The sequence below is a fragment of the Synechococcus sp. MU1611 genome (genome assembly GCF_020514255.1).
Classification (GTDB): Bacteria; Cyanobacteriota; Cyanobacteriia; order PCC-6307; family Cyanobiaceae; genus Parasynechococcus.
Genome location: NZ_VTLC01000009.1, coordinates 23,329 through 42,862, shown reverse-complemented (window position 1 = coordinate 42,862; position 19,534 = coordinate 23,329). Strand labels below are relative to the sequence as shown.

The 19,534-nt window shown below is 61.0% G+C and carries 18 protein-coding genes and 2 tRNA genes; 8 read left to right on the top strand and 12 right to left on the bottom strand.

The features are described from left to right. Positions 1-127: 127 nt before the first annotated feature. Together mtnC and mtnB are read right to left on the bottom strand one after the other, a co-directional pair. Positions 128-874 (bottom strand): acireductone synthase, encoded by a 747-nt coding sequence (mtnC, locus tag FZZ92_RS12920; RefSeq protein ID WP_226423391.1) that lies wholly within the window; start codon positions 872-874, stop codon positions 128-130. After that, positions 871-1,578, bottom strand: a complete 708-nt coding sequence (mtnB, locus tag FZZ92_RS12915; protein WP_226423390.1) for a methylthioribulose 1-phosphate dehydratase — start codon at positions 1,576-1,578, stop codon at positions 871-873. Before mtnB ends, mtnC begins: the two co-directional genes overlap by 4 nt. On the opposite strand from mtnB, the gene mtnA reads away from it, so the two are divergent. Beyond that, positions 1,542-2,555: an S-methyl-5-thioribose-1-phosphate isomerase gene (gene mtnA, locus FZZ92_RS12910; RefSeq protein WP_226423389.1), complete on the top strand. Its 1,014-nt coding sequence runs from the start codon at positions 1,542-1,544 to the stop codon at positions 2,553-2,555. The genes mtnB and mtnA overlap by 37 nt on opposite strands. Here the strand turns inward: mtnA and FZZ92_RS12905 are convergent. Both FZZ92_RS12905 and FZZ92_RS12900 read right to left on the bottom strand, forming a co-directional pair. Beyond that, positions 2,546-3,382 (bottom strand): DNA-formamidopyrimidine glycosylase, encoded by an 837-nt coding sequence (locus FZZ92_RS12905; RefSeq protein WP_226423388.1) that lies wholly within the window; start codon positions 3,380-3,382, stop codon positions 2,546-2,548. The genes mtnA and FZZ92_RS12905 overlap by 10 nt on opposite strands. 5 nt (positions 3,383-3,387) lie before the next feature. Continuing rightward, complete coding sequence (locus FZZ92_RS12900) at positions 3,388-3,597, bottom strand: photosystem I reaction center subunit IV (protein WP_115022698.1); 210 nt, start codon at positions 3,595-3,597, stop codon at positions 3,388-3,390. Positions 3,598-3,638: 41 nt separating this feature from the next. Here FZZ92_RS12900 and FZZ92_RS12895 point away from each other — a divergent pair, with 41 nt between their 5' ends. Continuing rightward, a complete protein-coding gene (locus FZZ92_RS12895; RefSeq protein ID WP_166017611.1) occupies positions 3,639-4,742 on the top strand; it encodes a hypothetical protein in 1,104 nt (367 codons plus the stop codon). 69 nt (positions 4,743-4,811) lie between these two features. Beyond that, entirely contained in the window at positions 4,812-6,272 is a 1,461-nt protein-coding gene (locus FZZ92_RS12890; protein ID WP_226423393.1) for an ATP-dependent DNA helicase RecQ, read from the top strand. A 1-nt stretch (position 6,273) separates the two neighbouring features. Here FZZ92_RS12890 and FZZ92_RS12885 read toward each other — a convergent pair whose 3' ends face one another. Together FZZ92_RS12885 and FZZ92_RS12880 are read right to left on the bottom strand one after the other, a co-directional pair. Next, entirely contained in the window at positions 6,274-7,278 is a 1,005-nt protein-coding gene (locus FZZ92_RS12885; protein ID WP_226423387.1) for a LysM peptidoglycan-binding domain-containing protein, read from the bottom strand. A 99-nt stretch (positions 7,279-7,377) separates the two neighbouring features. Then, positions 7,378-8,727 carry an aldehyde dehydrogenase family protein gene (locus FZZ92_RS12880; protein WP_255614527.1) on the bottom strand — a complete coding sequence of 450 codons (1,350 nt, stop codon included), beginning with the start codon at positions 8,725-8,727 and terminating at the stop codon, positions 7,378-7,380. An 84-nt stretch (positions 8,728-8,811) separates the two neighbouring features. Between FZZ92_RS12880 and FZZ92_RS12875 the strand changes: the two genes are divergently transcribed. After that, a complete protein-coding gene (locus tag FZZ92_RS12875; RefSeq protein ID WP_226423385.1) occupies positions 8,812-10,473 on the top strand; it encodes an alpha-amylase family protein in 1,662 nt (553 codons plus the stop codon). On the opposite strand, the gene FZZ92_RS12870 is transcribed toward FZZ92_RS12875, so the two are convergent. After that, positions 10,416-11,993, bottom strand: coding sequence for a glycerol-3-phosphate dehydrogenase/oxidase (locus FZZ92_RS12870; RefSeq protein WP_226423384.1), 1,578 nt, complete (start codon positions 11,991-11,993; stop codon positions 10,416-10,418). The genes FZZ92_RS12875 and FZZ92_RS12870 overlap by 58 nt on opposite strands. After that, entirely contained in the window at positions 11,986-13,491 is a 1,506-nt protein-coding gene (gene glpK / locus FZZ92_RS12865; protein ID WP_226423383.1) for a glycerol kinase GlpK, read from the bottom strand. Before glpK ends, FZZ92_RS12870 begins: the two co-directional genes overlap by 8 nt. A gap of 51 nt (positions 13,492-13,542) precedes the next feature. On the opposite strand from glpK, the gene FZZ92_RS12860 reads away from it, so the two are divergent. Then, entirely contained in the window at positions 13,543-15,006 is a 1,464-nt protein-coding gene (locus tag FZZ92_RS12860) for a glycoside hydrolase family 13 protein (protein ID WP_226423381.1), read from the top strand. On the opposite strand, the gene FZZ92_RS12855 is transcribed toward FZZ92_RS12860, so the two are convergent. Beyond that, positions 15,006-15,077, bottom strand: a tRNA-Thr gene (locus FZZ92_RS12855). The genes FZZ92_RS12860 and FZZ92_RS12855 overlap by 1 nt on opposite strands. A gap of 10 nt (positions 15,078-15,087) precedes the next feature. Beyond that, positions 15,088-15,169 (bottom strand) — tRNA-Tyr (locus FZZ92_RS12850). A gap of 84 nt (positions 15,170-15,253) precedes the next feature. Here FZZ92_RS12850 and aroQ point away from each other — a divergent pair. Then, complete coding sequence (aroQ, locus tag FZZ92_RS12845) at positions 15,254-15,694, top strand: type II 3-dehydroquinate dehydratase (RefSeq protein WP_226398983.1); 441 nt, start codon at positions 15,254-15,256, stop codon at positions 15,692-15,694. Next, positions 15,691-16,338 carry a tRNA-(ms[2]io[6]A)-hydroxylase gene (locus FZZ92_RS12840; protein ID WP_226398982.1) on the top strand — a complete coding sequence of 216 codons (648 nt, stop codon included), beginning with the start codon at positions 15,691-15,693 and terminating at the stop codon, positions 16,336-16,338. Before aroQ ends, FZZ92_RS12840 begins: the two co-directional genes overlap by 4 nt. Here FZZ92_RS12840 and FZZ92_RS12835 read toward each other — a convergent pair. Together FZZ92_RS12835 and FZZ92_RS12830 are read right to left on the bottom strand one after the other, a co-directional pair. Next, the gene (locus FZZ92_RS12835) at positions 16,326-18,002 is read right to left on the bottom strand and encodes a SulP family inorganic anion transporter (RefSeq protein WP_226398981.1); all 1,677 of its coding nucleotides are present in this window, start codon (positions 18,000-18,002) and stop codon (positions 16,326-16,328) included. The genes FZZ92_RS12840 and FZZ92_RS12835 overlap by 13 nt on opposite strands. A 1-nt stretch (position 18,003) precedes the next feature. Continuing rightward, positions 18,004-18,408, bottom strand: coding sequence for a vitamin K epoxide reductase (locus tag FZZ92_RS12830; RefSeq protein ID WP_226398980.1), 405 nt, complete (start codon positions 18,406-18,408; stop codon positions 18,004-18,006). 115 nt (positions 18,409-18,523) lie between these two features. Here FZZ92_RS12830 and FZZ92_RS12825 point away from each other — a divergent pair, with 115 nt between their 5' ends. Then, on the top strand, positions 18,524-19,495 hold the full coding sequence (locus tag FZZ92_RS12825; RefSeq protein WP_226398979.1) for a DnaJ C-terminal domain-containing protein: 972 nt from the start codon (positions 18,524-18,526) through the stop codon (positions 19,493-19,495). The last annotated feature ends 39 nt before the right edge of the window (positions 19,496-19,534 follow it).

Sequence of the window (19,534 nt, the reverse complement as noted above, 5' to 3'; positions counted from 1 at the left end):
CCCTGAGAAAATAGCTCGATGCCAGGTAAAACATTCTCTTAATAGGTTGATGATTGGCTGATTGTTGTAGCAATCACCATCACCAACCATGAAAAAGCCACCTCATTCGAGGTGGCTTTTTTGTTGTCTATTTTTTTGCCGCGAGATACCTGTCAACCTCGCGCAGCGATTGAATGACCTCGTGATCTCTGGGATCTCGATCAGGATTGCCATCTCGAAGGCTGAAGAGGGTTTTTATCCCTGCCTTCCTTGCGGCATCGCATTCCTCTCCGTTGTCACTTATAAACAATATATTCTCAGGAGCGCTGTTGATCTGAGTGGCGATCGTGGTGTAGCTCTGAGAGGCTTTCTTGGCTCCAGTGTGGGTGTCAAACCAATGGCTAAAAAGCGTCTCTAAATTGCCTTCCGAGGTGTATCTGTATAGAAGCTTCTGTGCATGAATGCTCCCTGACGAATACACCGATAGCGTGATTCCTTGCCGATGCCATTGCTGCAGGCATTTGACTGCCTCTGGGAAGAGTTCGGCCTTTAATTCCCCATTGCTGTAGCCAAGTTCCCAGATTTCACCCTGTATATCTTTTAGTGCTGTCGACTTTTTGTCGATGACGATGAGATGCTCGAGGTACTGAGTTAAGGCATCCACTTCGCTGATTTTCTGAAGATCAACTTGCTTTTTGAGTTGTACGCTCTTCACGGATTGATCCTCCGCCCATTCTTTCTTGGCCTTTTGGATCGTCTGGCTTTGATTGCCGTTGTGTGCATTCTGAATCAAATAACTGCTCAGTTCGCGCTTGGCGAAGGGGAACAAAATCTTGCTGACAAAGCTGACTGGGCAAGTTGTGCCCTCGATATCGAGCAGGAGGTGTTGGTTCATGATTGATGCCTGATCATCATCTGGGTCAATTTCACGTTGAGCAGAAACTCAAGAATTTCGATGTGTCGTCTGCTGGTCTCTAGGCTGTCCCCCCAGGCGTAGAGGCCGTGGCCAGCTACAAGGAATCCGCACGGCGCTGATGCAAGTGAGGGGCTGATGGCGTTATTTAGATCCTGCATGGACTGACTGTTGCTGATCACAGGGATGTTGACGCTGGTGGCATGGGTGCTGATGCCATGCAGCCCTTTCAACATTTCCCACCCCTCCAATGTGATCACTCCATCGTTTTCGTACTGACGGGAGAGGACCGTGCCCGGCACGGAATGAGTGTGCAGAACAGCTCCTGCTTGAGTTGCATCAACAATGCGGAGATGCAACGCAGTTTCTGCGCTGGCATTGCCTTCTCCGGATAAGACATTGCAAGTTTGATCAACCACAATCAGCTGATCTGCACTGACCTGGCCCTTATCCACACCGCTGGGCGCCATCAGTAACTGCAGTGGCTGATGCTGCAGCACAACGCTGAAATTTCCCCCTGTGCCGTCGCACCATCCGCGGATGTGAAGGGCTTTGATGGCCTGAACCAGTTGGTCCCGTTGCGTTCGGCTGGTCCTCACAGTCCGGGGATCCCTTCTTCTTCTATACAGGAAATAGAGGCCGCTCTGCATTGATCCTTCCTCCCAGTCTTCGCTGGACCGGAACACACCTGGAGTTGCTCGACCAGCGACAACTGCCTGGGTCTGTTGTCTTTATGCAGCTGAAGACATGGGACGAGGTGGCTACCGCCATCTCGTCCATGGCCGTCCGTGGTGCTCCCGCGATCGGCATTGCTGCGGCATGGGGTGTCGTTCTTGCTGCGCAGGCCGGGGATGACCTCTCGTGTGCCATACGAGGCCTCAGAGCATCGCGACCAACCGCCGTCAATTTGGGCTGGGCTCTCAAAAAAATGGAGTCGGTCCTTGCATCCACCGGTTCGGTTAACTGCGAGTCGCTTGCTGTTGTGGCCGCTGAGCTTCAGAGACAGGATTGTCTGCTGACCCAAAGGCTGGTCGACCACGGCGTTTCTTTGTTGAGTCAGGGGTGTCGGGTCTTGCACCATTGCCATACCGGCGCGATCGCTACCGCAGGGGTTGGTACGGCACTCGGTGTGATTTCAGCCGCTCACGCCCATGGCGTTTTGCGTCATGCCTGGCTGGATGAAACGCGTCCTCGGTTGCAAGGGGCTGCCCTGTCTGCCTGGGAGTTGGGTTGTTTGGGGGTGCCCTGCACGGTGATTGTCGACGGAGCCAGCGGATTGCTGATGCGTCGGGGCGAGGTGGACGCCGTGATGGTGGGCTGTGACCGTGTCGCCGCCAATGGCGATGTCGCCAACAAGATCGGGACCTACAACCTGGCTCTTGTCGCCAAAGCCCATGGCGTCCCCTTCTACGTCTGTGCACCTGGCAGCAGCATTGATCTGGCCACCCCCGATGGGGATGCCATCACGATTGAGGAACGCGATGCCCAGGAGATCACCCATGTTCAAGGTTTGTCGGTTGCGGCTCCTGGGGCCCAGGCTTGGAACCCTGCATTCGACATCACACCAGCTCACCTGGTGACGGGGTTAATTACAGAGTTCGGCGTGCTTCGCCCGCCCTATCGGGAGTCGCTCCGCGGGCTTTCGCTTCCCAATCAGCCCTGACACTGTGGGCACCAGTGGGTGCTTCGACCGGACAGCTTTTCCCTGCTAATTGGTGTTCCACAGCTTCGGCAGGGTTCCCCTCCACGCCGATAGACCCAGGCCTGCCCTCCGTAATTGCCATTGACGCCTTCAAGATCGCGGAAATCGCTGAAGGTTGTTCCACCGGCTCCAATGCTGATGGTCAAAACATTGACTAAGGCATCCCGCAGCTTCTCCAGTTGGTCGAGCTTCAGCTGGCCTGCCGGCGTGAAGGGAGCGATTCCTGACGCGAATAGACATTCATCCGCGTAGATGTTGCCAGTTCCAGCAACCAGGGCCTGGTCCAACAGAGCTGTTTTGATCGGGCGGCTGCTGCCCTTGAGCTTGTGCTTCAGATAAGCGGCAGAGAACTCTGGACTGAACGGTTCAGGGCCGAGTCGCGTCAAGCCACTGATCACGTCTTCAACCGCCTGGTCCGGAGGAACCCACCACATCTCCCCGAAGCTGCGCACATCAACAAAGCGCAACTCTTGATCTGCAGCATTCCAGAGGCGAACACGGGTGTGTCGGCACGGATCAGTGGGCTGCTCATGCCACTGAAATTGGCCAGTCATGCGGAGATGAACGCCCCAAACGCCGCCATGGGGATTCAGGGATGCCATGAGGTACTTGCCCCTGCGTTGCCAGTCGCCCACTGTTGCGCCACAGAGACCGTGGACAAAGGCCTCAGAGCCTCCTGGGCTCGCTATGGCTCTCGGTCGGCAGACCTCAACTTGTTCAATTTTGAAGTCGACAAGACGATCTGCCAGTCCCCGACGGACCGTCTCGACTTCAGGGAGTTCAGGCAACGGCCTCAGGCCGGCTCGAGTTCCGCCTCAGCGAAATTGTTGGTGTTGATGCCGCCATCAACGCCCTGCAGGCCGCTGTAGTTGACCTTCTCAAAGCGGACGACAACGGGATAGCGGATTCCCGAAGTGTCGATCGTGGCAACAGTGCCAACTTCGTTGAACCAGTAAGACTCTGGACGCTTGATGCGCACCTTGGCGCCGCGGGTGATCGCCATCGCTGGGCATTAGGAGATGCAAACGGAGCGTATCTCGCTGAATGGATGCATATCACCGCTACGTCACAGAATGTCGTCCCTTCGTTGTTGGCGTCCCTTTGAACAGTTCCATCGCACCTGATCCCGATCCGTCTCTGCTTCAACTGGATTTGCCGGACCCAGAGCGGGACGACATCAGCACGATGGAATTTCTGGCCCGCCTGGAACAGGCCTGGGCCGTCTGCGACCGCTTTGATCTGCAGACTGAGATCTGGCGGGGTCGCATTCTCCGTGCCGTTCGGGATAAGGAAAAGCGTGGCGGTGAGGGTCGGGGAGCTGGCTTTCTGCAGTGGCTGAGGGAACAAGAAATCAGCAAGACCCGTGCCTATGGCTTGATCCAACTGGCGGAATCCGCCGACAGCATGCTCGGCGATGGCACCCTGGAGGAGAGCAGTGTGAATCAGTTCTCCAAGCGCGCCTTCATGGAAACCGCCCAGGCGGTTCCTGAAGTTCAGCTGATGATTTCCGAGGCCGCCAACGAAGGTCAGGAAATCACCCGAAAGCAGGTGCGTCGTCTCACCGATGAATTCACGGCGGCCACGAGTCCATTGCTGCCAGAAGAGATTCGTCAACGCACCCAGGAAAATCTGTTGCCACCCCGTGCTGTGGCTCCACTGGTCCGTGAATTGGCCAAGCTTCCGGAGCCGCAGCAGGAGGATCTGCGCAAGGTGCTTCGCGATGAGCCCGAACTCGACCGCATCAAGGACGTCACCAGCACGGCCCGTTGGATCACCAAGGCAACGGAGTCGGGCATTGCCGTGAGGGCTTTTCAGCAGGGAGAACTGGATCTCGACCGTGCCATGCAAGAGGCCCAGCGCCTGGATGCCCTCGGCCTCTTGGCTGATGCTGTAGGCCAGGCCCAGGCCCTTGAGTCGGCTGTACTCAAGCTGCACACCTCCTGGCGGCGTTTGGGCGGTCTTCAGGAGCGCCTATGGGTCGAAAGCGGAAGTAGCACGCCCTACTTGCGAGATGTGCTGAACGCCCTGCAGACCCTCAGTGGTGCCACGCTACGGGTGTCGCTAGGAGAGCTTGCTGGAGGAAAGCGGGTGCGGTTGCAGCTGGTGGAGGAGGCTCCAGATCAATTGGATCCCCCACCGATGCCCTGACTCCAGATCTTGTGCTCGATAATCTGAAGCCTCCACATCTGGTGTGTTCTGGCTTCGCTCGAGCGTGCTCTGCAGACCCACTTCGGGTGGGATGGCTTTCGCCCCGGGCAACGGCCTGTGGTGGATGCCGTGCTGGAGGGACGGGATGCGCTGGCGGTGCTGCCCACCGGCGGCGGGAAATCGCTTTGTTATCAGCTTCCAGCGCTGGTGCGCGAAGGGCTGGTGGTGGTGATCTCACCGTTGGTTGCTCTGATGGAGGATCAGGTGATGGCGCTGCAGCGACGGGGGATCGCTGCGGCCTGTCTGCATGCCGGTCTGGATCCGGCTCGACGCCAGCAGGCCTTGGAGCAGCTGCGGGATGCCACGCTCCGTCTCCTCTACATCGCGCCGGAACGCCTCCAGGGTGAGCAGACCCGGCTAATGCTGGAACGCCATGCCATGGAGGGGCGTCTTGTGGCCCTCGCGGTGGACGAAGCCCACTGCATCAGTGCCTGGGGGCATGATTTCCGCCCCGATTACCGCCGCCTTGGCCAGATCCGCAGCCTCTGCCCAGGGGTCCCGATGCTGGCCCTGAGCGCGACGGCAGCCCCGCGGGTGCGTGCCGACATCATTCGTCTGCTTGATCTGCGTCGGCCGCTTGTGCAGGTGAGCTCGGCCCGCCGGGACAACCTCCACTACACGATGCAACGGCGCCCGCGGGATCCCATGCCCCAGGTGTTAGAGGCGCTGGAGAGGTCGCGTGGTGCAGCGCTGATCTATGCCCGCACCCGTCGTTCCGTGGAGCAGTGGGCGGAACGTCTCAGTGATCAAGGGGTTGCCGCAACGCCGTATCACGCCGGTCTGGATCCGCAGACCCGGCAACAGGCCTTACGGCTGTTTCTCGAGCACCAGCGGCCGGTCCTCGTGGCAACAGTGGCATTCGGGATGGGAGTCGACCGTGGAGATGTCGGTCTTGTCCTCCACCTTGATCTGCCAGCAACGCCGGAGGGCTATCTGCAGGAATCAGGTCGCGCCGGCAGAGACGGCCAGCCGGCCCATTGCCATGTGCTGTTCTCCCCTGGAGATCGCACCAGCTTGGGTTGGGCTATGCAGGCCTCAGCCCGGGGCAGTGACGCGTTGGAGGACCGTCGGCGGTTGGATCTGGCGCAGCAACAGCTGCGTCGGATGGAGGCTGTCGCGGAGGGTGAGATGTGTCGAGAACAGGCCCTGTTGCTCGCCGTTGGAGAGTTGGTGGCTCCCTGTGGTCGTTGTGATCGCTGCATGGAGGCACCGAAACGACGGGACTGGTCCGCACAGGTTGAAACACTGCTGGCCCATCTAGCGGAGCAGGACGGTACGGAGATGCGGCGCCTGGGTGAGCACTTGGGCCTGCATGAACCCGGACGCCATGACCGCTGGACCTGGTTGGCCCGTCGGCTCGTGCAGGAGGAGTTGATTCAGGAAAGCAATGACGGCGCTCAAAGGCTGTACCTCCGCGAGAGCGGCCGGAGATTTCTGGATTCCCCCTGGCCGCTCGATTACGCCGCCTGAGTCAGGCCTTGGCCTGACAACGATCCTTCACCAAGTCTTTTTCGAACCGGTTCTTCGGCGCCTCCCAGACTTTCCAGCTCCCATCGGCACCGGTGGCATTGATCTTTTTGGCGGAACAATTCACGGCCAGGTACAGGGCCTGACCCTTGGCATTGAGAGTGGGCACCACCTGACTGCCGCCCATGGGCTGCCAGTTGGCCCAGTCCACTTGGAGCGGACCGTAGGTGCGCCAGTCAGCCGATTTGGCCAGGGTCTGCTGGGGCTTGGCGGCCTGGACCGGCTTGGCCTTGGGAGCAGGCTTCTTGGTCTGCACTGGTTTGGTTTGCACAGCCTTGGCTTGAACCTTTGGCTTCACCATCACAACTGGCTTGATGGCGGTTGCCACCGGTTGGGTTTGTACGGGCTGGGATTGCGTGCTGATGGGTTTCTGGAAGGAGGGATCCGTCAGATAAAGGCGCGTTCCCACTTCCACCTTGTTGGGGTCGCTGAGCTCGTTGATGCTGATCAGGCTTGCCACTGGAAGCTTGTAGGCCTTGGCGATCTGCGTAAGAGTTTGCCCTTTGGCAACGGTGTGTTCGGTGGCTCCCGTGATCGGGGTTACGGCCACTGGCTTGAAGGCTGGACGCGGCATGACCGCGTTGCTGGGGAGTCGCAGGGTTTGACCGACTTCCACGTGGTTGGCGTTACGCAGGTTGTTGAGGGCCATCAGGTCACGACCACTGACCCGGTACTGGCTGGCAATGCTGCTGAGGGTTTCGCCGCTCTTGACGCGATGGCGTCCAGAGCCCGCCGTCACGGTGGGGCCTGGCACTTGCAGGCGGCTTCCAGCTTGGACAAGGTCTGGGTTGCGGATCCCATTCATCCGCATCAGGGTGCCGACGCTGACGCCGTAGCGGTCAGCGATATCCGAGAGCGTCTCGCCGGATCGCACCGTCACCGAGGCAGCTGTGGCTGACAGAGGGAGCCAAGCCGTCAGAAGAAGGGCGGCAAGAGCGGTACGGCGCATTCGTCTCCGGTAGATCCCTGCAAGATACGGTGCTTGACGTAAAGCGCCAGCCCCCCAGAGCACTTGCTGCAGCAGGGATGTGATGGATGTCGTCTCGCTTTATCCAGCCAGTCGCCTCAGCAGATTGAGATCCACCTTGTACGGCGGGTAACGCAGCTTGAAATCAAACCGGAATGGGCGTTTAAGCACCGCCTTGTGATGACTGAACGTGTCGAAGCCGCTCTGGCCGTGGTAACTCCCCATCCCGCTGGCGCCAACGCCGCCGAAGGGCAGCTGGGGCACCCCGGCCTGCATCACCACATCGTTGAGGCAAACCCCGCCTGAGCTCGTGGTGGTGAGCACCTGTTGCTGCTGGGCCTCATCACCTCCGAAGAGATACAGCGCCAACGGTTTGGGACCTTTGCGGATCTCCTGAAGCGTTGTTGTGAGGTTCTCGAGCACCAGCACCGGTAGGAGCGGACCGAACACTTCCTCCGCCATCAGCGGATCATTGCGGTCATCCACGAGGATTACGGTCGGCGCGATGCGCCGTTGCTCTCGGCTGATTTCGCCTCCGATCAGAATTCGGCCGTCCGCTCTGGCTGTTTCCAGAAGCTGCTCCAGCCGATTGAACTGGCGCTCATTGATGATTTGCCCCAGCTGATTCGAGGTCAGGGGGTCGTCGCCATACATCTCGGTTCTGGCCTCTTCCATCGCCTTCAGCAGGGGCGAACGCAGCTCGGGTTGCACCAGCAGATGGTCTGGCGCGATGCAGGTCTGCCCGGCATTGATCCCCTTGCCCCAGATCAAGCGTCGGGCCCCCACCTTGAGCTCGGCTCCTTCCAGGACGATGGCCGGGCTCTTGCCCCCCAGTTCCAGGGTTACCGGAGTGAGGTGGTCAGCGGCTCCTTCCAGCACCTTCCTTCCGATGCTGCCTCCACCTGTGAAGAAGATGTGGTCAAAGGGCATAGCCACCAGGTCTGCTGCCACAGCACCATCCCCCTGGATGACCTGCACCACGTCGGGTTCGAAGTGCTCAGGAATCAGTCGCGCAATGAGATCCGCAATGGCACCAGCGTGTTCCGAGGGCTTGAGTACGGCGGTGTTGCCAGCGGCTAGGGCACTGATCAACGGCCGTAGCGTCAGTTGAAAGGGATAGTTCCAGGGGCCGATGACCAGAACGCACCCGAGCGGTTCCGGCACAACTCTGGCCTGGCCTGGTTGGAGTGAGAGGGGCACCGTGATGCGGCGCGGACGCATCCAGCGCTCCAGTTGCCGGCCGGTGAGTTTGAGCTCCTGTCTCAGAGCGACCAGCTCAAAAAAGGCTTCGGTCGGTGGTTTCCCGAGGTCGGCGGCGAGCGCCTCGAGCACCTCCGATTCATGCTCCTCCACGAGGGCTGAGAGTCGTTGCAATTGCTCTCGGCGCCAGGCCAGGGGACGGGTCAGCCCAGCTCCAACAAGCTCCTGCATCCGGCTCAGTTGCGTTTGGGTGAGGGGCACAGGGCTGACGATCAGGCCAGTCGGGTCTAGCAGTGGTGAATATGCAACCGGGGGATGACCCCAGCTCTTCCGTGGTGGTCAGGGACGGTCATCTACCAGTTGATCGTTCGGAGTTATTCCGATGGGAATGGCGATGGCATTGGTGATTTCAAGGGGCTTGCGGCGCGGTTGCCCTATTTGCGTTGGTTGGGGGTTAACACCCTCTGGCTGACCCCGATCTATCCGTCCCCACTGCGGGACGGTGGCTACGACATCACTGATTTCACCGGAATCCATCCGGATCTGGGTGATCTCGCCTCATTCCATCGGTTCCTCACGGCGGCCCACAGCCAGGGAATGCGGGTGATTTTGGACCTGGTCCTCAATCACACCAGTGACCTTCATCCCTGGTTCCAGCGAGCCCGCTGGGCTCCTCAGGGCAGTCCGGAACGGGATGTTTACGTCTGGAGTGACGACCCCAAGCGCTATGCCGAGGCACCGGTTCTGTTCAGGCACTTCGAGGCCTCGAATTGGGAGTGGGATCCGGTTGCCGAGCAGTACTACCTGCACCGATTCCTGCGTCATCAGCCCGATCTCAATTACGAGAATCCCTGGGTGCAAGACACGATGCTGGAGGTTGTCGACTTCTGGCTAGAGCGAGGTGTGGACGGTTTCCGTCTGGATGCGGTTCCGTTCCTGTTCGAGTCAGAGGGCAGCCGTTGTGAAGGGTTGCCGGAGACCCACGCCTTCCTCAAGCGTTTGCGGGAACGGGTGGATCGGCATGACCGTGACGTGCTGTTGCTGGGAGAGGCGATTCAGCCGGTGCAAGAGGCCGCTCCATATCTGGCGGATGACGAACTGCATGGTGCGTTCAACTTCGTTCTCACCGCCCATCTGTTCGCAGCTATTGCCAGTGGTCGCACTCAGCAGCTTGGGGAGTGCCTGATGCAGGCCGAGCAGGCGGTGCGTGGTCCTCGCTGGGCTTTGCCGCTGCGCAACCACGATGAACTGTGGCTCGGGGATGGTCATCTGATCAGCGATGAGGTGATTCAGACCATCCGGGTGGGCTTGCCCCAGGGGCAGGGGCATTGGCTGAACTGGGGGATCAACCGACGTCTGGCTCCCCTTCTCAACGGCGATCCGCGCTCCAACCGCTTGCTGCATGGTCTTCTGTACAGCCTTCCTGGAATGCCTTGCCTGTACTACGGCGATGAACTGGGCATGGGGGATTGGCCTGGTTTAAGGGACCGTGATCCCAACCGCACGCCGATGGCCTGGACGCCGGCACGCAATGGTGGCTTCTCGACCGCCCCCGATCCGCTGTTGGTGCTGCCACCGATCACAGCTCCTGGATATGACTACCGCGTGGTGAATGTGGAGGTGCAAAAGCAGCTGCCGGGGTCGTTACTGAACTGGCATCGGCGCATGCTCACCTGCCGCCGTCTCCTTCCAGCACTGAGGCATGGAAGCTTCCGGTTGTTGTATAGCCCCCACCCCGGGGTGCTGGTTTATCTCCGCTGCACCGAGGCGATGACTGTGCTGGTGGCAGCCAATGTCACCGCAGCTGGAGCATCCCTCAGCCTTGATTTATCGGAGTGGGCTGGCGCGCGCACCCGTGAGGTGATGTGGGGTTGTGAGTTCCCTCCCGCCGCAGCGGAGTGGTTCGTGAATCTTCCGCCTTATGGATTCAACTGGTGGTTGATTGGTGAGGTGGAGCCCGCGGCGACGCCGGCCTGATCCAGGAGGGCATCCACCTGGGGCCTGAGCCGTTCGGCATCGTCCAGGTCCACCATGGCCAGACGGCAGCGGCGGGCCAGTACATCGCTGCTGCTGCAGGCATGTTCCCGCTGGATGGAGTGGTCCAGTTCTGCGGCACAAAGGGGGATGACCGGGCTGAGGGGCTCGCGTCGGCTGGGCTCGGAGGGTTCGATCAAGGCCACTGCCTCCAAGCCATAGGTGCTTTGGAGATGGGCGACTTGCGCGGCCCTTAGAGAGGTGTCGGGGAGCAGGGCTTCGAGTTGGTGTTTCTGGCGTTGCAGGCCGTCCAGGGTTGCCTGCAAGGACTCCGCTGCCCCTCGCAGCGGCATCGGTTCAGGGGTGGGCAGCGCCCGGCCGAGCTGGCGTTCCACCGCGGCCAGGGTGTCTTCGGCCATGGGCCGGCAGGTGGTCCATTTGCCACCCATCACGCTCACCAAGCCGCAGGCCAGGGTTTCCACCTCGTGCTCCCGCACCACGCGGCTGCTGTCCATGCCCTGGTCCGCGGGCTTCAGCAGCGGTCGTCCCCCCGCCCAACGGCTGCTCACCTTCGGATGCTGGAGCTGGGGAAACCACTCACGCACGTAGTCGAGCAGGTAGCTCTCCTCCTCCGGTGAGGGGGATGTGGCGCTCTCCTTCGTGCAGGCTTCATCCGTGGTCCCCACCAGGGTGCGGCCGTGGAAGGGGAGCATGAACAGCACGCGACCATCCGCGGTGGATGGCACCAGAAGCCCAAGGCCCTCTGGGCAGAGGTTCTGTTCCAGCACGATGTGTGCTCCACGGCTGGTAAGCATGCGTGGGGGGGCATCAGCGTCCGCCATCTGCCGGATTTCATCTGCCCGAATGCCCGTGGCATTCACGAATGCCGAGGCGCACCAGCGCTCCCGTTGGCCCGTTACGGATTCACTGATGGCTGCCTTGAGCTGGCCTGTTCCGTCGGTTTCCAGCTGCACCACGCGACAACGGGTGCGCAGGGTTGCCCCCCGCTGCTCCGCCGTGAGAGCCAGCAGCAGGTTGAGGCGGGCATCGTCGAACTGCCCATCGCTGTAGGCCACGCCGCCTTGACATGCCTTCATCAGAGGCAGGGCCTGACGCATCTGCTGCTGAGACAGCAGTCGGCTGTGGCCGATGCTCCTCTGACCTGCCAGGGCGTCATACATTCCCAGCCCAAGGCGGTAATAGGCCTGTCCCCAGAGCTGTTGTGTGGGCAGGGCCAGTTCGAGTCGCCGGGCCAGAAACGGCGCCTGTGTCAACCAGTGGCTCCGCTCGAGCAGGGCTTCCCTCACCAGCCTCAGTTGGGCCAGATCCAGGGTTTTGAAGGCCAGCTCCAGGTAGCGGACCCCGCCATGGAGCAGCTTCGTGCTTCGGCAACTGGTGCCACCTCCGATATCTCCGGCCTCGAGCACTGCCACGCTGAGGCCCCGTCGCGTGGCCTCGTAGGCCACGCTCGCGCCACTGGCACCAGCCCCGATAACCAGCAGGTCCACCTGTTGATCAGCCATGCCACCCAAGGCTTCTGGACACGGCGTTCTGCCAGCGTGCGCGCCAGCTGCTGCGCTGGGATTCATCCATCTGTGGCTGAAACAGTTCCGCACCGTCACTCCGCGCGGTCGCGAGCTGCTCCAGGTTGTTGATCACCCCGGCTTGAAGTCCTGCGAACAGCGCCACCCCCCGTGCGGTGCTCTCGAGGCTGGCGGGCCGCCGGACCGTCAGACCGGTGCAATCCGCCTGCGCTTGCAAGAGGGGATCGGAGGCAGCAGCGCCACCATCCACGGCCAGTTCACCCAGGCTGGTGCCGAGGGCCTGTTCAGCGAGTTCCACCAATGTCGCCACAGATAGGGCAATTCCTTCCAGAGCCGCACGGGCGATGTGACCACGCCCACTGTCACGGGTGAGGCCCACCAGAACACCGCGAGCCTGGGGATCCCAGTGCGGAGTCCCCCAGCCGGTGAAGGCGGGTACGAGCATCACACCTCCAGAATCCGGCACCGAAAGTGCCAAGTCGTTGACCTGAGCGGCCTGATCAATGATCTGCAGCCCATCCCGTAGCCACTGGATCACGGTGCCGGCGTTGAACAGACTCCCCTCAAGGCAGAAGCTGGGCGTGCCGGCGGCATCGGTCCAGCCGAGGGTGCTCAGCAGACCCGCATCCGAGCGGCGGAGGACGTCGCCGGTGTTGATCACCAGAAAGGCCCCCGTCCCGTAGGTGCACTTTCCTTCCCCGGGCTGCAAGCACAGCTGGCCAAGGGTGGCGGCCTGTTGGTCGCCGAGCATCGCCTGGATCGGCAGGCCTGCAAAAGGAAGATCCGATGCAATGCGTCCGAACTCACCGCGGCAGGGCAGTAGCTCCGGGAGAGCGTTGGCAGGTAGCCCTGTCTGGGTTCGGAAGTCATCCACCCAGCGCTGCTGCTCCAGATCCATTAACAGCGTTCTGCTGGCATTGCTCATGTCGCTGCCGTGGCGCTGGCCGCCGGTGAGTTGCCACAGCAGCCAGCTCTCCACCGTTCCGAAGCAGAGGTCATCGCTGGCCGCGGCGGATTGGGCGTCGTCGTAGTGATCGAGCATCCAGCGGATCTTGCTGGCACTGAAGTACGGGTCGAGCAGCAAGCCCGTGCGTCGGCACCACTCCTGCTCCAGGCCCTGCTGTTTCCAGGCCTCGCAGATGGAGGCGGTACGGCCGTCCTGCCAGACGAGGGCCGGTCCGCAGGGGAGGCCGCTGCTGCGGCGCCAGAGCACCGTGGTTTCCCGTTGGTTGGTGATGCCGCAGCTCACCACCGCCTTGCGCTGTCCATCGCTGAGCTTCGCGTCGAGTTGAACCAGGGCCTGTCGCTGGCTGGTCCAAATCGCCATCGGGTCCTGTTCCACCCATCCATCAGCGGGGTAGGAAATTGGCAGCGGTGCACTGGCGCTGATCACCAGATCCCCCGAGCTACTGAACAGTGCAGCCCTGGAGCTGCTAGTGCCCTGATCGAGGGCCAGAAGAAGAGGCTGTTCAGCCATGGCCAATGTCTTTCTCTCCTGCTAGCCAGGAGTTGGCTGACTGCAAAGGTTTTGGGAGCGATCACTCCGTTTCGAGATCCACCTGCTTGGGTTGCCGATGCGGTGCTCTACCAGATCTTTCCCGACCGTTTCCGGCGCAGTGAACGGGTCAAGGTGCAGCGTCATCTCGCCCTGAAGCCATGGGGGATGGACCCTCGGGAAGAGGGATTTCAGGGCGGGGATCTCTATGGCGTGATTGATGCTCTCGATGAGCTGCAAGCCATGGGCATCACCTGCCTTTACCTCACGCCCATCTTCAGCTCGGCCGCCAACCATCGATATCACTCCTATGACTACTTCGAGGTTGATCCTCTGCTGGGGGGCAACGTAGCTCTCACGGAACTCATCGACGCTGTGCATCAGCGCGGAATGAAGTTGGTTCTTGATGGTGTGTTCAACCATTGCGGCCGAGGCTTTTGGGCCTTTCATCACGTGGTGGAGAACGGTGCGGATTCGCCGTATCGGGATTGGTTCCATGTGCACCGTTGGCCCCTCCAGCCCTATCCCGCGGAAGGCGAGGACTGCGGATACGACTGCTGGTGGGCATTGCCTGATCTGCCCAAGTTCAACCATGGGAACCCTGGTGTCCGGGAGCATCTGCTGGCGGTTGGCCGTCACTGGCTCGAACGTGGGATCGATGGTTGGCGTCTCGACGTTCCAGCAGAGGTCCCTGCCGATTTCTGGGTGGAGTTCCGGAAGATGGTGCGGTCCACCAACCCGGATGCCTGGATTGTTGGAGAAGTGTGGGGAGATGCAACGGCCTGGCTGCAGGGCGACCACTTCGATGGCGTGATGAATTACCGGCTTGGTTGGAGCAGCATTTGCTGGGCCGCCGGTGAGACGCTGCGCCGGGACTATCGCAACCGTGAGTACCCCCTTGATCCCCTGGATGGCCAGGCCCTGTTGACCATCTGGACGACGACAGCGAGCTCCTATCGGGATGTGGTGAACAGGGCTCAGATGAATCTTCTCGACAGTCATGACGTCCCCCGCGCGCTTCACAGCCTCAGCAACGACTTGGCTGCCTTGAAGTTGGCACTGTTGCTGCTCTTTCTTCACCCAGGAGCGCCCTGCATCTACTACGGGACAGAGGCTGCTCTTGCAGGTGGTCCTGAACCAGGTCCATCTGGCGGGCCTGGACCCTCCTGCCGTGAGGCCTATCCCTGGGATGTCCCCTGGACAGCAGATCTGCGTCCTTTTATTCAATCGCTCGCTGAACTCCGTCGTGCCCATGAGCCCCTGCGTAGGGATGGCCTGCAGTGGTCAGTTCAAGGGTCTGACGGACTGGAGGGAGTTGCGGATGGCGTTCGGGTTCTGATCAACCGCAGTCGCTCAGAACACTTGCCTTTATCCCTGGCGCTGCACAATTCCGTGCTCTGGACGCTCGGATCAGCCGACAGTCGAAGCCTTGGCCCGCAATCGGCGGTTGTCCTCGGTTCGAAAGAGGCCTCCCCTGGTGCCGAGGGGAGGAAGTAAGCCCTTGTCGAGACTTGAACTCGAGACCTCTCCCTTACCAAGGGAGTGCTCTACCGCTGAGCTACAAGGGCATGTGGAGGATGGGCCGGGTTGGATTTGAACCAACGTAGGCAGAGCCAGCGGATTTACAGTCCGCCCCCATTAACCACTCGGGCACCGACCCGAACCACACCGCAAGAACTTACCAGTCGGTGCGTCCTTCCCCACGATCTCGATACGATCTTGCGAACTGAAACGACCTCCAGCCATGCACGTTCTGCTGCTGAACGGTCCAAATCTGAACCTCTTGGGGCAGCGTGAGCCTGGGATCTATGGACAGTCTTCTCTGGCTGATATCGAGGCGGCACTGACCCGAGAGGCCGAGCATGAATCGGTGCAACTCGATTGCTTCCAAAGCAATTTCGAAGGCGCCCTGGTGGATCGAATTCACCAGGCGATCGGTCGTAGCGACGGAATCCTGATCAACGCCGGGGCATACACCCATACCTCCATCGCGATTCGCGATGCCCTTGCAGGTGTTGCGATCCCCTACGTGGAACTTCATCTCAGCAACACCCATGCTCGGGAAGATTTTCGCCATCACTCATTCCTTGCAGAGCGCGCCGTCGGTGTCGTTTGCGGCTTCGGACCAGCCAGTTACAGCCTTGCTTTGAAAGGATTGCTCAGCCACCTCAGGCCGAGCGCATGACCATCAGCGTGCCGCAGAAAACGGTCGCGTCGATCCGCTGGTTGGCCGCGCCCACCAGTGGGAGCTGGGTGGAGCAGGCCAATGCCCGGCCAATGGAGGTGCTGATCGATCACGCCCATTGCGAACGCAAAGCTGCTGGGGCTGCTGTGCAGATGATGTTTCGCTACCTCTGCGAGCCCGGTCTGGGTGAAGCTCTAAGCCCTCTGGCGCGGGAAGAGCTTGAGCACTTCGAGCAGGTTCTGGCGCTGATCAAGGCACGGGGGCGTTACCTGGAACCGATTCCCTCCCCGGGCTATGGAGCGGAACTCGCCCGACAGATCCGCAAAGGCGAGCCGCAAAGAATGCTCGATTCTTTCCTTGTGGCTGGCTTGATCGAAGCCCGCAGCCATGAGCGCATGGCCCTGCTGGCGGAGCACAGTCCGGATCCGCAGTTGAGGGATCTTTATCGCGATCTGCTGGCGAGTGAAGCTCGCCACTTCGGGCTGTACTGGGTGCTGTGCGAGGAGCGCTACCCGCGGGATGTGATTGTGCAGCGCTTGCGAGTGCTTGCTCAGGCCGAAGTGAAGGCGCTGGAGGGAGAGCTGGTCAGTCCTGAGGATGTGCGCATGCACTCCTGTGGGGTGGACATCAGTCAGATCAGCTGAGCGGCCTCCTGCAAAGCATCCAGCCTGGAAGGCCGCAGCACACCCTCTACACCGAATTGCCGCAACCGTTGCTTGAGAGCCTGATTGGCCCCGGCGATGAACAGCGTGCGTCCTGCTGATTGAGCTTCCTCAACCATGCGTTCGATCGCCAGCGTTGCTGTGACCCCGATGCGAGGCACGTCGGTGAGGTCAAGGATCAACACCTTGTAGCTCTGGATCAACCCCATCCGCGCACTGATTCCTTTGGCGGCTCCAAAACTGAGGGGGCCGCGCAGACGGAACAGCATCAGGGCCTTGCCGCAGCGCAGGATCAGGGCCTCCTCCTCTGGGGAGAGATTGGCGTGCAGCGCATCCTTGGCATCGGCAGGGTTGTCTTCTTCCATCCCCTCCAGCTGAGACCGCGTGATCGCGTCCACGGTCAACAGATTGGCCACGAACATCCCCACCAGAACCCCCCAAATCAGGTCCCAGAACACCGTCATCAAGAGCACGGCGTACATCAGCGCGGCCGTTTTCACCGACAGGCGATGGGCTCGAAGCAGAAAGCCCCAGTCGATGATGTCGAGCCCGACTTTGATCAGGATTCCCGCCAGCAGTGCCGTGGGGATCTGCGCTGCGAGAGGTCCTGCCCCCAGCAGCACGAGCAGCAGAACCAGGGAATGGGTCATGCCTGACCAAGGCGTTTGACCTCCGGATTTGATGTTGATGACCGTTCGCATCGTGGCTCCAGCGCCCGGGAGTCCAGACAGGAACCCGGCCGCTGTGTTGGCGATGCCCTGGCCGATCAGTTCACGGTTGGAGTCATGGTTGGTCTGGGTGATGTTGTCGGCCACCAGGGAGGTGAGCAACGAGTCGATGGCCCCGAGCAGAGCGAGAACCATGCCCGCTTTCACCAGCTCCGGCAGGTGCCGGCTGAAATCGGGCATCACCAGTTGCAAGCCGCCTGCGGGGATCGCTCCGATCCGGGCGATGGGTTCAAGGCCGAGATCCAGCAGCCGGTTGTCGTTGAACAACACCAGCGACAACGGCGTCACGATCAGCAGCGCCAGCAGAGGCGTCGGCACCCATTGACGGACGCGGAGAGGGGTTAGAAACACCACAGCGAGCGTCATCAATCCAACGGCCAGAGCGGCAGGATTCCAGCTGGGTGCGTTGATCAGCGACTGCAGCGATGCAATGACGCCGCCCCGGGTGCTCACCCCAATGAAGGGCCCGAGTTGCAGCACCAGGATGATGAAACCGATTCCCGACATGAAGCCGGAGACCACCGAATAGGGCACCAGGGTGATGAAGCGCCCCAGCCGCAGTATCCCGAGCAGGGCTTCAAACACACCACCGATAACGACAGCGGCCATCACCAGCGGCAGCATCTCGCCGGCACTCAGGTCACGACTGATTCCGACGGCGGCCAGGCTGGACACAATGCCCGCCACGGTGACGCTCATGGGTCCGGTGGGTCCGCTGACCTGGGCGGGGGTCCCCCCGAGCAGGGCCGCCAGAAAACCGGTAACGATGGCGCCATAAAGGCCATAGATGGCGCCGCCTGGCCCAAGGGCCGCATTGCCGAAGGCCAGGGCGAGGGGCAGGGCCACCACGGCTGCCGTCAGGCCTCCGAGCAGGTCGCCTCGGATGTTGCGCCGATGCAGGCCGTTAATCAAGGCCATGTCAGTTCAGCCCGCTCCAGCGGCTCAGGGCATCCAGAGACTGAACGCCAACTTTTCGGCGTCCATCGGGAAGAACCCAGGTGGGATAGGCCCGGATGTCTGCAGCGCTGCAGGATTCGGCTTGCTTCGGCAGCGTCTCCGGCTTGCGGCACTCCACATAGGGCAGCTTCGCTCCGGCCTGTTTGCCAAAAAGGTTCATCTGTTTGAAGCACGCCGGGCATGTCCAAGCGCCGTAAAACCTGGCTCCAACTGCCCTTAGATGATCCGTGAGTTCGACGGCCTGGGGGCTGGAGTCGCGCAGGGGCTCCCCGATCGTGCTGGCCCATGGAGCGGCCTGTCCCGGTGCGACGGTTCCGCCAGCCGCGAGCAGCACGGTTGCCAGCAGGGATGAAGCAACGCCTCGCATGCCGATGCAGTTAATGGCCCGAAGCTAGGTCGCATTGATGCGTTCGGGCTTCCCTCCATGCGGAAGCAACAACGCAGGCTCTTTGCGGTGAAAATAGGAAGACCACTGAATGGGTATGGCAGGCAGCGGATACAAGGACTATTTCCAGGTGCTCGGTGTTGATCGCAGTGCCGACGCTGATGCCATCAAGAAAGCTTTCCGCAGCTTGGCGCGGCAATATCATCCCGACGTCAACCCTGGTGATGCGCAGGCTGAGGCGCGTTTCAAAGAGATCAGTGAAGCCTACGAAGTGCTCTCCGACCCGGAGAAACGGCGTCGTTATGAGCAATTCGGCCAGTACTGGAATCAGGCCGGTGGCATGGGCGGGGGAGCAGCCCCCGGCATGGACGTCGACTTCGGTCGCTACGGCAACTTCGACGATTTCATTAACGACCTGCTGGGACGTTTCGGTGGGCCGGCAGGGAGCGGTTTCCCGGGGGGTGGATTTCCTGGAGGCGGATTCGCAGGAGGAGGTTTCCCCCGTGGCGCCCAGCCCTCACGACCTCCTGTGAATCTGGATGCCGAGGCCTCGGTGAATGTGAGTTTTGCGGAAGCCTTTCGAGGTGGCGAGCGCAGCTTGTCTGTCAACAACGAGCGCGTTCAAGTGCGCATCCCTGCGGGAGTGAAGACCGGCTCTCGGCTTCGATTGAAGGGCAAGGGCAACCTGCAACCCGGAACCGGTCGGCGTGGCGATCTCTATCTCAATCTCAAGATTCAGGAGCACCCGATCTGGCGGTTGGAGTCTGATCAACTGCGTGCTGATCTTCCTGTCAGCCTTGATGAACTGGCCCTTGGAGGCATGGTCTCCGTGATGACCCCAGATGGTGAGGCGCAGGTCAGCATTCCAGCAGGCACCTCCCCAGGCCGCAGCCTTCGGCTTAAGGGCAAAGGCTGGCCTGCGAAGTCAGGTCGTGGTGATCTCTTCCTCACGCTGACACTGTCCATGCCGTCCTCCTGGAGTGAGGAGGAGCGTCGTCTGCTCGAGCAGTTGCGTGCCAAGCGCACGGGACATCCACGTCAAGAGTGGCTTCGTTCTGCGGCCCTCTGATCGGGTGACCCTTACGATCAAACCTTGTGTTTGGGTCTG